General features: G+C 50.3%; 12 protein-coding genes and 1 tRNA gene. 7 read left to right on the plus strand and 6 right to left on the minus strand.

From position 1 onward, the window contains the following. The 7 genes from BUB73_RS17295 to BUB73_RS10610 form a co-directional block, all read left to right on the plus strand. Positions 1 to 185 (plus strand): hypothetical protein (locus BUB73_RS17295; protein WP_175552209.1); only part of this gene is annotated, 185 nt, incomplete at its 5' end. A 289-nt stretch (positions 186 to 474) separates the two neighbouring features. Continuing rightward, on the plus strand, positions 475 to 1,938 hold the full coding sequence (locus BUB73_RS10585; protein WP_073285622.1) for an amidophosphoribosyltransferase: 1,464 nt from the start codon (positions 475 to 477) through the stop codon (positions 1,936 to 1,938). 111 nt (positions 1,939 to 2,049) lie between these two features. Further along, the gene (locus tag BUB73_RS10590; protein ID WP_139259192.1) at positions 2,050 to 2,454 is read left to right on the plus strand and encodes a hypothetical protein; all 405 of its coding nucleotides are present in this window, start codon (positions 2,050 to 2,052) and stop codon (positions 2,452 to 2,454) included. Positions 2,455 to 2,476: 22 nt separating this feature from the next. Next, positions 2,477 to 3,133, plus strand: coding sequence for a hypothetical protein (locus BUB73_RS10595; protein ID WP_073285627.1), 657 nt, complete (start codon positions 2,477 to 2,479; stop codon positions 3,131 to 3,133). A gap of 52 nt (positions 3,134 to 3,185) precedes the next feature. Beyond that, on the plus strand, positions 3,186 to 4,874 hold the full coding sequence (locus tag BUB73_RS10600; protein WP_073285630.1) for a M3 family oligoendopeptidase: 1,689 nt from the start codon (positions 3,186 to 3,188) through the stop codon (positions 4,872 to 4,874). Between the two features lie 146 nt (positions 4,875 to 5,020). Beyond that, positions 5,021 to 5,105 (plus strand) — tRNA-Ser (locus BUB73_RS10605). Positions 5,106 to 5,189: 84 nt separating this feature from the next. After that, positions 5,190 to 5,504 (plus strand): hypothetical protein, encoded by a 315-nt coding sequence (locus tag BUB73_RS10610; RefSeq protein ID WP_073161324.1) that lies wholly within the window; start codon positions 5,190 to 5,192, stop codon positions 5,502 to 5,504. Positions 5,505 to 5,743: 239 nt separating this feature from the next. Here BUB73_RS10610 and BUB73_RS10615 read toward each other — a convergent pair whose 3' ends face one another. The 6 genes from BUB73_RS10615 to BUB73_RS10645 form a co-directional block, all read right to left on the minus strand. Then, positions 5,744 to 6,247, minus strand: coding sequence for a PAS domain-containing protein (locus BUB73_RS10615; RefSeq protein WP_073161323.1), 504 nt, complete (start codon positions 6,245 to 6,247; stop codon positions 5,744 to 5,746). Beyond that, positions 6,244 to 7,617 carry a LamG-like jellyroll fold domain-containing protein gene (locus tag BUB73_RS10620; protein WP_073285633.1) on the minus strand — a complete coding sequence of 458 codons (1,374 nt, stop codon included), beginning with the start codon at positions 7,615 to 7,617 and terminating at the stop codon, positions 6,244 to 6,246. Before BUB73_RS10620 ends, BUB73_RS10615 begins: the two co-directional genes overlap by 4 nt. A 19-nt stretch (positions 7,618 to 7,636) precedes the next feature. Next, on the minus strand, positions 7,637 to 8,458 hold the full coding sequence (locus BUB73_RS10625) for a TIGR02147 family protein (protein ID WP_073161321.1): 822 nt from the start codon (positions 8,456 to 8,458) through the stop codon (positions 7,637 to 7,639). A 359-nt stretch (positions 8,459 to 8,817) separates the two neighbouring features. After that, positions 8,818 to 10,443: a cellulase family glycosylhydrolase gene (locus BUB73_RS10635; protein WP_073161319.1), complete on the minus strand. Its 1,626-nt coding sequence runs from the start codon at positions 10,441 to 10,443 to the stop codon at positions 8,818 to 8,820. 110 nt (positions 10,444 to 10,553) lie between these two features. Beyond that, complete coding sequence (locus BUB73_RS10640; protein ID WP_073161318.1) at positions 10,554 to 11,396, minus strand: TIGR03915 family putative DNA repair protein; 843 nt, start codon at positions 11,394 to 11,396, stop codon at positions 10,554 to 10,556. 108 nt (positions 11,397 to 11,504) lie between these two features. Then, positions 11,505 to 12,776, minus strand: coding sequence for a putative DNA modification/repair radical SAM protein (locus BUB73_RS10645; protein ID WP_073161317.1), 1,272 nt, complete (start codon positions 12,774 to 12,776; stop codon positions 11,505 to 11,507). Positions 12,777 to 12,911: the final 135 nt, after the last annotated feature.

Genomic DNA, 12,911 nt, shown 5'->3' on the forward strand with positions numbered 1-12,911 from the left:
ACGCGATTTCTACCCGCAAGTACACCGAAGAGCTGATCAAACAGCAGGAAGAGGAAATCGCAGAGCAAAAGCAGGCCATCGAAGCCAACAGGCAAAAACTAGCTGCGAACAAACAGGAGCTAGAAGCTGTGAAAGCCCAAGCCGACAAATATGCCGCAATCCTTAGACAACACGGCCTGCTGTAAAAGTCAATAAATACCTCTCCCAAATTTTTTTGAAGTAGTCTTGCCATGGTGGCGATACTCCTCATAATTTTTTTGAACGGCTTTCATCGTCTTGTAGATACTGCTTAAAATTTCTGGTGAGCATTTTCCCCAATTGTGAAAATTGCTTGATTTTTTGGGGAAGCGGTCTTGATTATTCATTTTTTGCAAAGGCCCAAACATATTTTTTCATATTCTTGCAGTACAAATAATGAAAAGTTTTATAAGATTTCTATCTTTTTGGTGTAAAATCCCCGACTAAGGAGTCTTTATGGGCGGCTTTTGTGGCGTTATTTCCAAGAACGATTGCGTAACGGATCTGTTCTTCGGTACTGACTATCACTCTCATCTCGGTACTCATCGCGGCGGTTTGGCCGTCTTGAAGGCCGATGGTAATTTCCATCGATCCATCCACAACATCCAGAACACCCCGTTCCGCAGCAAGTTCGAAAACGACTTGGCCAAGTTCGCCGGCAACGTGGGCCTGGGCGTTATTTCCGATACCGACCCCCAGCCCCTGGTCATGACCTGCAAGCATGGCACTTTCGCCCTGGTCACCGTAGGTCTCATTTCTAACATCGAAGATCTTAAGAACGAGCTGTTCCAGAACAACTGCATGCAGCTCCAGTATTCTACCACCAGCGGTATGGTTGGCCCTACCGAAGTGGTTTCCGCATTGATCGCCACCCAGGATTCCATTGTTGCAGGTCTCAACTACGTGCAGCAGAAGATCAAGGGTAGCTGCTCCGTTCTCGTCATGGACAGCAACGGCAAGTTCTACGCCTCCCGCGACAAGTGGGGCCGTACTCCCATCATCGTGGGCAAGAAGGATGGTTCCGTCATCGCCGTGCAGGAAAGCTGCGCCCTGCCCAACTTGGGCTACGACCACCTCCGCGACCTGGGTCCGGGCGAAATCGCCGAACTCACCCCCGATGGAATCAACACCCTGGTTGAACCGGGCAAGAAGATGGCCATCTGCTCCTTCCTGTGGGTTTACTACGGCTATCCGGCATCCGCCTACGAAGGCCGCAATGTGGAAATGACCCGCTACCGTTGCGGTTCCGCACTTGCAAAGCGCACTCCTACCGAAGCCGACGCCGCCTGCGGTATTCCCGACTCCGGTACTTCCCACGCCCTGGGTTACGCTCACGAAGCCGGCATCAAGTTCGCCCGTCCGTTTGTAAAGTACACCCCGACCTGGGCACGTTCCTTTATGCCCCAGGACCAGCGCCAGCGCGAACATGTGGCTTCCATGAAGCTGATTCCCATTCCGGGCCTCATCGACAACAAGCGCCTGGTGTTCTGCGACGACTCCATCGTCCGCGGTACCCAGCTGGGCAAGCAGGCCGAAAAGCTTTACTCCATGGGTTGTAAGGAAACCCATATGCGTATTGCCTGCCCTCCCCTGGTTTACCCCTGTAAGTTCATCAACTTCTCCCGTTCCAAGAGCGTGTACGACCTGATTACCCGCCGCTACATCCGCGAAAAGGAAGGCGAGAACGCCGATCTGGACAAGTACACCAATCCGGATTCCCCGGAATACAAGGACATGGTGGACTACATCCGTCGCAACTTGAACCTGACCACCTTGGCCTTCCAGCGTATCGACGACCTGATCCAGGCAATCGGCCTGCCGGAAGATCAGCTCTGCACCTTCTGCTGGACTGGTAAGGACTACGCAGAAACGGGCGACTGCTATCACTGCCCCTGCCACGCGGAAGAAGAAAAGAAGTAATTCAGAATCCTTCGGCGAGCTTAGGCTGCCTAAAGAAATTGTCCGGACCTTTTTGCGGTTCGGACTTTTTTATATTGACAACAAGTTCATTTGATACGATATAGGGATGGTATGGTTTCACGTTTTATTAAAAAATATGCGGTACCCGTTGCGATAACCCTTATGGGCCTCTCCTTTTTGTGGGGTTGCTCCGGCAATGGTTCCACCGATTCGGGCGAACAGGCGGAATATCCCTTCACCATCACCCTTGAAAATCAGACCAAGGGTACGGCCTTTATTGTCTACATGGTAGATGAGGATTCCGATACCACGTATACTTATTCCAACCCGGCCAAGGATGGCAAGGAGGATTACAACATCCAGAAAAACACTTTCGAAAAGGATGTGAAGCTGGTGGTGTTCACATCGGGCATCCAGTTCACGGTGTACGCCAAATACGACAAACTGATCAACCACTCCACCACCCTGATTATCCAGAACGACGACGGCGATGGATACGTTGTCACCAAGAAGTAGGGTTTTGTATATTTGGGGCCGTATGAAATTCAGATTTTCCTTAACCATTTCGTTGGCCGCCCTGGTGGTTCTGTCATTGTTCGGCTGCGCCGTGACCCGCAAGATCAGCGCCGCCGACATTCTTTCCAAGACCAAGCTGGAATTTAACGCCCTGACCCTGGATTCCGTAAGCATCAACAAGGATCTGTTCCCCAAGCAGGGGCTGTTTAACGGCTTTTTGCCCAACCCCCAGGTGGTGGCGCTCGTTCAGGATTTCGCCAAGGGCAAGCTGGAAAAGGAACTGGGAACTCTGGGACTTTCCGCCGAAGTGATTGCTAAGAATCAAGGTACCGATACTTTGTGGATTCGGGATTTACAAGCTACCCTGAAACTGGATACGCTAATGGAACTGCCTATTTCGCTGAAGGATTCCATCAAGATGGTTCCCGGCAGCAATAATTTGACGGTGACCACCACCATGCCCATCGACCGACGGATTTTCTGGCTGAAGGATGTTTCCCTGATCAACATGAAGGGCGTTCTGACAGTGGCCCTGGATGTAGACGGGGAATCGGTCCCCCTGGAATTTGATATCGATCGCCCGGTCTCCCAGGAAGAAAAGACCGCCCTTATGGATAACGTCAGGAACACCATATTGAACAGCGTGGTGAACAACTGGATGGGGGCCATCCAGAAATGATCGCACACAACGAGATGCTATTTTTTATAGAAAAAAAGGATTGATGTAGAATATGAAACGCGAATTTGTACCCGAGAATTTTAATGTAGACAACTCCAAGGAAGTGGAAGCTTTGTTCCAGCAGCTGCTGAACGAGAACGTCGCCAGCTCCGCCGACGCCCTCCGCGCCTGGATCATGAAGTGGAGCGAACTGGGTTCCGTCCTTCAGGAAGTGAGCTGCCGCCGCTATGTGGCCATGACCGTAAACACCAAGGACGAAGAGGCCGCCAAGGCTTACGAAAGCTTCGTAGAGAACGTGGACCCCATCGCCAACGAGTTTGACGACAAGCTGAACAAGAAGCTGATGGCCCATCCGGCCAAGGACCAGCTGAAGGGCGAATTCGGCGTTTGGTTCAAGAGCGTCCAGCTTTCCCTGGATTTGTTCAGCCCCGAGAATATTCCCCTGGAAACTGAAGAAGTGAAGGCCGTGCAGGCATACCAGAAGATTACCGGCGGCATGAGCGTGGAATTCGATGGCAAAGTCCAGACCATGCAGCAGTTGGGAACCTATCTGGAACGTACCGACCGTGATATCCGCGAAAAGGCCTGGCGCACCACCTGGGAACGCCGCATGCAGGACAAGGAGGCCCTGGACAAGTCCTTCGACGAACTGTTCTCCATCCGCAACAAGATTGCAAAGAACGCCCACTGCAAGGACTACATTGACTTTATCTACATGGCCAAGCGCCGCGATTACACCCCCAAGCATTGCAAGGACTTCCACGAAAGCGTAGAGAAGCTGGTGCTGCCCCTGCTGAAGGAAATTTACAAGAAGCGCGCCGCCAAGATGGGCTTGGCAAAGCTCCGCCCCTGGGACCTGGCTGTAGACCCGCTGAATCGCGAACCTCTGAAGCCTTATAAGACCGGCGATGAGCTGATCGAGAAGGTTGACCAGATTTTTGAAAGCATCCACCCGCAGGCCGGCAAGTGGGCCCGCCAGATGCAGGCCCAGAAGCTGATCGACCCGGATTCCCGCCTGGGCAAGGCTCCGGGCGGCTACCAGATCGGTTTTGACGAATCCCGTCTGCCCTTCATTTTCATGAATTCCGCAGGTACGGACCGCGACATTTATACGCTGCTCCATGAATCGGGCCATTCCTTCCATCAGTTCGGCCTGGCAGGCCAGCCGATCCTCGCCTACCGCGACGTTCCTTCTGAATTTGCGGAAGTGGCCAGCATGAGCATGGAGCTGATCGGCATGTCCAACCTGAAGCCGTTCTATGGCGACGACGCAGAATCCATGGCCCGCAGCATCGAGGGCGAACTGGAAGACGTCATCTGGCTGTTCCCCTGGGTGGCCAGCATCGATAGCTTCCAGCACGAGCTTTACAGCCGTCCCAACCATACCGCCGCCGACCGCGAAGCCATCTGGGCAGGCATCATGGACCGCTACGACGCCGGCGTGGACTATTCGGGTCTCGAGAAGTTCCGCAATAACATGTGGCAGAAGCAGCTGCACCTGTTCGAATGCCCCTTCTACTACATCGAATATGGTATCGCCCAGCTGGGCGCCCTGCAGGTGTGGGCCAACTTCAAGAAGGACCCGCAAAAGGCCATCGACGACCTGTTCAAGGCAGAAAGTCTGGGCTACAGCGTAACCGTGCCCGAAATGTTCAAGGCTGCAAACATCAATTTCGACTTTACAGCCAAGACAATCGAGCCTTTGATGAAGGTGGTCTGGGACGAACTGAGCAAGTTCTAGACGGGATCAGAACGATTTTTTGTCGAAAAAGTGTGATTTGGAGAGTTTATCTCAAAAAAATTCAACTTTTTTCAAAAAAATCAAAAAAAATGCGCCAACACCCTTGACAAGTGTCAAAAATAAATGTATAATTGGCGCACATCCTTGGAGGGATGGCCGAGTGGTTGAAGGCGCACGCTTGGAAAGCGTGTTTACCTCGCGGTAACGAGGGTTCGAATCCCTCTCCCTCTTCTAAAAACAAAACTTCTCAAATGTTTTGGAAAAAGCATTTGAGAATTTTTTGTAGGAACACAAACCTTAACTTGAGGTACTAAGATGGCTGACGATCAGAGAGTTTATCTTGACGATATTTACGCAAGTGAAGAATGTCAGGGTTCTGTCTTCCGCGCTGTTGTGATGATGGCTCAGGAAGCACGCTTCATCAACAAGCAGGCTGGCCAGGGTTACATTCAGTTGACCAAGAAGCCGACCACCATCGCCATGTACAAGTTCAAGGAAGGCAAGCTCACCATTTCTGAAAAGAAGGCTGCACAGGCCGAAGCTGAAGTGGAGGCCGCAGAAGAAATCGAAATGACCGCAGAAAACACCGCACAGGTGAGCGCTGCAGCAGACGACGCCTTCGGCGAATAATTTGAGCCAACAGCTTAAGTTCCTAGAAAAATTAAAAAGAACGATTCAAAAGAATCGTTCTTTTTTTGCTCTTTTTATTGCCCCTTATCCGTTTAACGGACCCGCCCGACGAACCCCCATAAAAAGTTCACAAAAAAAGCGACCGATCGGACACCCCCAAATGGATCCGACCGGTCACCCCTACGCAAAACCTCCTACCCCCTTTCCTTCCTAACCAGTCCTCCTAACCGGTCCTCCTATCACACCTGGGCACAGCGGATTGCGTAAGCTTCTGGATATTCGCGAGCAGCGCACTGGTCGCATACTCGACGGAAACGAACCTCGTTAGCAGACTCCACGCGGATCTGACTACCGCAGTGAGCACATCTAGCAAGGAACACACGACTTTCAACAAAGGCGGCAGGGGCAGCAACCACGGGCGAAGTCGCAGAAACACGATGGACAGAAACATCGTATCGCAGTTCACCGTCACCATCCTGGCGCAGATGAGTAAAGAGTTTGCAGCAGAAGCTGCGCCCCTTACGGTTTTTCATGCGCAAGACAGTGCTGGGCTGCATCTGGGAATTGACATAGTTTTCCCAGTCTTTGGCATTGCGGCACAGATCCGTTACGTAATGCCATTCGATTTCGCCCTCTTCAAAGCCAAACATGCGGCAAAAGCGCTTGTTGGCCTTGATGAGCCTGCCATGACGATTGGCCTCGAAATAGGCCTGCTCCACCGAACCTTTTCTTTCGTCAATCATAATTGTCCTCCTAACCTTTTATAATACCTGTAAAGTACTTCTGCAGATGATATTTCCTTAAACCCAAAACGTACATCATCCATTTCGAAGTCCAGCCCGTCACCGCCAATATAGAGCGGCTTGGAAATGTTTTCCATCCAACGGAGGCCCGTGTCAATACGACCCGTCAACACCCCATTCTGATAAATCTTCGCAATGCCTCGCCTCCAGGTGAGCACCACATAAATCCATTCGCCAGCCGGCACAGCACGCTGAGAGACCGCCATGTACCCGCAGGTGGGATTATTGACATTCACCGAGTAGAACGCCAGCCTAGGCTCAACTGCACCGCATTTTCCGCTAATTAGGGAAACACCGATCATTTCTTCAATGTAATCGTCGCCCCGCTTGCTCAAGATATTCTTCTGGAACTCACCTACCGCAAAAGCCTCAGGATTGTTGAACTTGAAGAAGCCTTCAATAGACAGTTCCGTCAGGGAATCCACATCCAGGAAGCCGCTGGTATCTACAGCAGCATAATCAGAAGCCACGAAGCGGATTGCCTTGCCATCGACACCTTCGGTAAATTCAGGCTCATACAGGAAGACCGTCTCGGTCTCGTGCCCCATATCATCCAGAAGGTAGTAGCCGGTTCCGGAATCAGAAGGCAACGCAAGCACAGAATCCATAGTCCACACATACTGAATCTTATAGTCCACATCGATCATGGGGAGCGTAATTTCAGAAACGCCATTATAAGACACGCCTTTAGAATTTACGGACACATCAACCGGCTCGGAGTGAACGATACCCCTGGGGAGCGGACCGTTCAGCCAGTAGGAATCACCTTCCAGCACAAGGGTGTATTCCGCATCATCAAAGCGTTCACGATCCGGCGAAGAAACGGTCAAATTATAGGTTCCCAACGGCAGATTGCTCAAGACAAAGTACCCGGTAGGCTTCACAGAAGAAACCCAATCCGTGCCCGGAATTCCGACCTTGGCGTCCTCCGGACTGGAAACACCATCCAAAACCAGATTGCCCTGAATCGTCTTGACCGTGGTCATCTTGGAACTCATTTTCAGATCCGAACCGGAGTACACAAAAGTCTCGTATATGGCCTGTCCAGCCTTATGAGAAGACAGGACGTACTCTCCATATTCCTTGATGCTAAAGCCAAAAGCACCATTTTCATCAGTCGTATCAACAAACAGCTGGTCAGACTTAGCACTGTGACGGGCGTGAATAACGACATTTCTTGCAAAATTTCCATCAGCGGCGACGAGGACTCCAGAAACGGAATTGGTTTCTTCACTGACACCGCCGGCTGTTTCAACCGGGCTGCATCCGCAAAGGAGCATCACAAGCGAAAATAAGAAAATCAAAAACATCTTCACAAAGCTACCCCTCCTATTTAGCAGGCTTCGTAAGCGGAAACAACTGCAAGTTAAGGCGGTAGATTCGATCATCATCGTCATCTTCCATGACAATGGCGGCGATGCGTCTACGGAAATCGGCAATTTCATTCTTGATACGGAAAAAGCCTTCCTTGGATATACCGATTGTCATGCCAGACACATCTCGTTCGTCCATCGAAACCTGATCCAGGGACTTTACAGCAAGATCGCCCATTTGACGATGCATTTCTCGGATCGCCATGCTTTCCCCGTCACGGATTCCCGTGGTAACGGACTTCGACGACTTCTGATACTCACCTTTTTCATCTTTCTGGAGCAAACCGGTCTTCACAAGAAGATCCAGGGACTGCTTCACACTCTGGGCATCCGCAGGAAACACGCACTGTCCCGCCATCTTGGTGGGGGAAGCGCCGTGCATCCTGGGTGCCATCTCACGAAGGACCGGATTCAGCCAGTCTTCGTAGTAAACGTAAGCCTCCTCCCCCATAACTTCCATGGAGTTGTCCTTTGCGAGGGCACGCATGGAGTTATAAAGACTACGTTTGATCAGAGAATCCTTGGTCTGGTCAAAATTGACCATCAGACGGAAGTACTGCAGTTCGACACCGGCAAGGCCGATAGCGGCAGCAACTCGTTCCGTCCCCACATCACTAAGGTTAGCTTTACCGTCGCACACCAACTTAAGGAACACGGGCGACGAATATCCGGCAGCCTTAGCAAAGTCACGCCAGGTAAAACCAGAACGCGCCTTGCGTTCCTGGTAATAATCGCGCAGATAATCGCGATAGCTGACGTATTCCAAGACCTGTTTCATGTTATGATGAATATAGTTTTGTATCAAAAGGATTCAAATATTTATGATACAAAATTAGCTTATTTTTTTTCGTATTACAAGAACCAATCTAAGGTTTTCATACATTTCAAGTATTTTCATGATACAAACATTGCAAAAATACGTGATAAACAGCACAATGTTAAAACTTCAGAACCAATTAGGCAAAATCGCGATAGAAAAACCTATGATACAAAAGCGAAAATACAATGCTAACGGTACAATGCAAACAATACAATGCAGACAATACAACGCAAACAATACAACGCTAACGCAACAAGAAATCCCGCCAGCACACGCCGACGGAATCCGCATTCAAAATTTCCTAGTATCAGGAATCGCTATCCGAGCTTAACTTCCTTGACCACAAGGATGCCACCTCGTTCGGTCTTAGGATACTGACGCATACCTTCGCCACCCTTGCCACGGTCCAGAACTTCAAGAAGTTCACCCTTGGTAGAGTACAGGTGCAGTTCCCAAGGAACGTTGGGAGAATTGAAATAGCCGGAATTTTTCTGCACATTGCGCTGGAATGATCGATTTAGACGATCCGCCACGCTACGAGCCTGAACTAGGCTGATATCAGCAAGGCTCCAGGAAGTGGGAACGCCACCCATATCGAAAATCAGCAGTGCTTCGGGGTCAGACTCTTCCTTCATGGTAAACTTCCAGCTAAAGTTCTGCCAGCTGGTACTCAAGTCCAAAATACGTCCATTTGCATAGGGCGTATATTCGTCAGAGTCCTTCTTGATATTCACATGGAGAGTACGGGGCTTGTCGGCCTTGGCTCGCATGCTAAAAACATAGGTAACGCCATGACGCATAGACAGGCGCTGCTTGAACTGCAGATTCCAGGATTCCTTGCCAGCCTTCTTGATTACGAAGTTTGCGGCACCATCCTTTACAGAAACCTCGGCCTTACCGCCCCAGAAGTCCGTCACCCAGCCAGACAAAGCCTCTTCAGAAGAAAACTCACCATTCTGGATCAAGTTCGTCCCCACAGAAAGGGAGCCAGTCACATAATCCTTGTTCTGGATAAAATTGGGAATAATGCTGGTATTCTGGATACCGTTGGGGCTATCCAGACAGATTTCCTTACCCCAGCCAACCAGGGTATTTACAGAACCATGGATCGTCATATCCATTTCGGGGCTATCGAAGTTACCGGGGCCCCAGCTCCATGCCAACCAGCCAATGTCCAGGCGTTCCGCTTCCGACATAATCAGCTTATAGGGAATCTCCTTGGCGCCACCTACGGCAACAGGAGCAAATTCACCCACAACCAAGGGCAACTTCTTGTCGACAGAAGCCTTAAGGACTCCACGGACGCGGTCTTCGACGGTTGCATACCCTGTAGTTTCTGGATTATGAAGTTCCGAAGGCCACCACATATGGATCGAGAAAAGCAAATTATGTTCAGGATCAGCCTGTAAAAGCCTCGGCCCCACTTCCAGCAAGTTCTTTTCGCTCTGGCCCCACATATCAGCATCAATCATGATGGGAATGCGGATACCGGCAGCACGCATCTTGGTAACGATGGTGTTGTACGCCAGGAAGAAGTCTTCGGCAGGCACAACCTCATCACCAGGTTCATTACCGACATTGATAATCAGGTACTGCTGGTGGTTGGCGATCACCTGCATCATTTCTTCGCTGAGCCAGTAATCCAAAGCTTCGGGGAGTTTTTCCCAGTTACCGGTGGTATCATGAATTTCGGGAATGGGAATCATACCGTTGGCAATGCAGAGACCAATGATATTATCCAAATCACTCACTCGGCCACGGGTGTTCCAGACAATGCGCACACAATTGGCACCGGTCTTCGCGATTTCAGGAATGGTCTTTCCTTCGCGATCAGTCCAGATGAACATGTGGTTTACGCCACGTAAGATAGTCTTTTCGTTGTCTTTGCTGTAAAGGTAGCGATCCTGTACAAAAAATCCCGGTTTTGCAGACGCCATAGTCATTACGCATTTTCTCCATTAATTCTTATCCAAAAGAAAGATACAATTATTTGACTGAAATAGGCTTCTGTGTTAAAAATTATACCATTATCCGGAGAAATTCGCTCAACAAATCAAAAACTAGCCAGACGCGCCAGGGAATTCGCCTTGGCCACGTTCGACGGCAACGAAACCTGCGGTGGAGAATGAGCCGAAAGTTGATTGGCAAAATCCCTTTCGGGCATATGCTTCCAATAATGCACCGGTAGGCACCGCCGCAACAACCGCGGATTCTCGCGTTCCTTGATAGATATGGCGTTATAATAGTCCTTCCACAATTGGGTTATGGCATCAGGCGGCAAGCCCGCCTTCAGGGCCTTCAAATTGGGAATGGTAACCTCCTGAGGAGAACGCCCATCGTAATAGACACCATAATTTCGCCTTGAATCGTAAATTGCCCAGCGCTCGTTCACAAAACGCCGCAGAAAATGGTCCGTCAACAACGTCACGATATCGTACTTCGGCTCAATTTCCGCAAAGTAACAGCCGTCGTCCGTTTTAGAAAAACGGACCATGCCGCGCATGTCGCCGATTTCTCGGCGGACGGCCTGGGCAATCTTGTACAGCGGGAGCATTTCAGCCGACGCAATATTCTTACCATAATTCGGATCAAGGCCCGCAAACAGCTTACGCAGGTAGGAGAGCATCTGCATTTCAACGCCCTCCACCTCGGAACGGAACACCACATCCAACATCCACAGCACATCTTCGCTGGCGGCATTCACAATGGCCCGTTTCAGACGTCGGGCAGAATCTTCGGACGTTTCCACCCAGAAAGGCTGCATAAACAAGTCCGCATCCTCCCCCGCCCTACGGTCAGGCGTAATGTTCCCCACCACCAGGCGCTGGCGGTAGATTTCGAACACAACACTAAGGAATCCATCAAAAGTCGAATCGTAAGAAATATTAAGAGACATTATATCTAGCCACTAAAAGTTAAAGGTTCATAAAACAGATTTTCCAAGACAGTCCCATTGAAACTTGCTTACTGGGGCAGGCTTACAGAGACAAACTCAGAGATAAGCTTACGCATGAGCTGGCAGCATCGCTGGCCTAGAGTCCAGGGCGTCGAACATATTCAATTGCAGAGGCTGCGACGGCCCCACCAACAACGGGCGCACCATCTCAGGGTAAAGCCGGCGTAAACTGGCAGGCGTATCCGGATGGTAGATGAAGTACTTGGCCCGCTTCATGACCACCCCCATCTTCTTCAGCTGTTCCAGACGGATTTTACAGAACCTCCGGCCATTGGCAATAAGGTTTGCGGATTTAACTCCGATACCCGGCACCCGCAAAAGCATTTCGTAGTCCGCAGTCTGAATGTCGATAGGGAACATTTCCGGATGTCGCAAGGCCCAGGCCACCTTCGGATCAAGGTCCAGATCAAGATTGGGATGGGCCTCATCGAGAATCTCGTTATACTGAAACTTGTAGAAACGCATAAGCCAGTCAGCCTGGTACAGACGATGTTCACGGACCAGAGGCGGCTTGGTGGTTATAACGGGCAACCTCTTATCGGCATTGATAGGAACGTAGCCCGAAAAATAAACGCGTTTCATCTGCTGTTGCATATAGAAACCGTTAGACAAAGTCAGTATCTGAAAATCCGTTTCGCCAGACGCCCCCACAATCATCTGGGTCGTCTGCCCCGCAGGCAGGAACTTCGGGCTATAACGGGACACGCCCTTCCCTGGATTGTATTCCAGTTTGCGCTCTGCCAGATAGTTCATGGGGCGATACACCGACGCATGATTCTTTTCGGGCGCCAGGTACTGCAGGGCCTTATCCGACGGAATCTCAATATTCACGCTACTTCGGTCAGCATAGAGTCCCGCTTCGTGCAGTAACGCTTCGGAAGCCCCCGGGATGGATTTTAGATGGATGTAACCGCCAAAACGATGGACAGTCCTCAGTTCCTTTGCCACCTTGATGAGCATTTCCATGGTAGCGTCAGGACTCCCCACCACGGCGGAACTGAGGAACAAGCCCTCGATATAGTTACGTTTGTAGAATTCCAGCGTCAGGTCGATCAATTCCTTAGGCGTAAAAGTCGCCCTGGGAATATCATTGGAACGACGGTTGACGCAATAGGCGCAATCATACTTGCAGGCATTACTCATTAACACCTTCAAAAGGGAAATGCAACGGCCGTCCGCCGCCCATGTATGGCAAATACCCGCCTGGCAGGCATTCCCCATCCCGCCCTTGGGAGTGTTCCTATTGGAACCGCTAGACGAACACGAAACATCGTATTTCGCCGCATCCGCCAAAATGTTCAACTTTTCCCTTACGTCCATTATAATTGCCCGCAAAAAACAAATGCACTTTTGTACACCATTTAATATAATAACTAGTGCTCAAAAAAGCAAGTCATAGTTTTCAATTCAATTCATAAAAAATCAAATATTTCCGTGATTAATGTCATCATATTT

The organism is Fibrobacter sp. UWH6 (genome assembly GCF_900142465.1).
Classification (GTDB): Bacteria; Fibrobacterota; Fibrobacteria; order Fibrobacterales; family Fibrobacteraceae; genus Fibrobacter.

Bases quoted from the DNA above. Each gene is read 5' to 3' on its own strand.
- BUB73_RS10585 (WP_073285622.1), top strand. From the start codon at position 475: ATGGGCGGCTTTTGTGGCGTTATTTCCAAGAACGATTGCGTAACGGAT.
- BUB73_RS10590 (WP_139259192.1), top strand. From the start codon at position 2,050: ATGGTTTCACGTTTTATTAAAAAATATGCGGTACCCGTTGCGATAACC.
- BUB73_RS10595 (WP_073285627.1), top strand. From the start codon at position 2,477: ATGAAATTCAGATTTTCCTTAACCATTTCGTTGGCCGCCCTGGTGGTT.
- BUB73_RS10600 (WP_073285630.1), top strand. From the start codon at position 3,186: ATGAAACGCGAATTTGTACCCGAGAATTTTAATGTAGACAACTCCAAG.
- BUB73_RS10610 (WP_073161324.1), top strand. From the start codon at position 5,190: ATGGCTGACGATCAGAGAGTTTATCTTGACGATATTTACGCAAGTGAA.
- BUB73_RS10615 (WP_073161323.1), bottom strand. From the start codon at position 6,247: ATGATTGACGAAAGAAAAGGTTCGGTGGAGCAGGCCTATTTCGAGGCC.
- BUB73_RS10620 (WP_073285633.1), bottom strand. From the start codon at position 7,617: ATGTTTTTGATTTTCTTATTTTCGCTTGTGATGCTCCTTTGCGGATGC.
- BUB73_RS10625 (WP_073161321.1), bottom strand. From the start codon at position 8,458: ATGAAACAGGTCTTGGAATACGTCAGCTATCGCGATTATCTGCGCGAT.
- BUB73_RS10635 (WP_073161319.1), bottom strand. From the start codon at position 10,443: ATGACTATGGCGTCTGCAAAACCGGGATTTTTTGTACAGGATCGCTAC.
- BUB73_RS10640 (WP_073161318.1), bottom strand. From the start codon at position 11,396: ATGTCTCTTAATATTTCTTACGATTCGACTTTTGATGGATTCCTTAGT.
- BUB73_RS10645 (WP_073161317.1), bottom strand. From the start codon at position 12,776: ATGGACGTAAGGGAAAAGTTGAACATTTTGGCGGATGCGGCGAAATAC.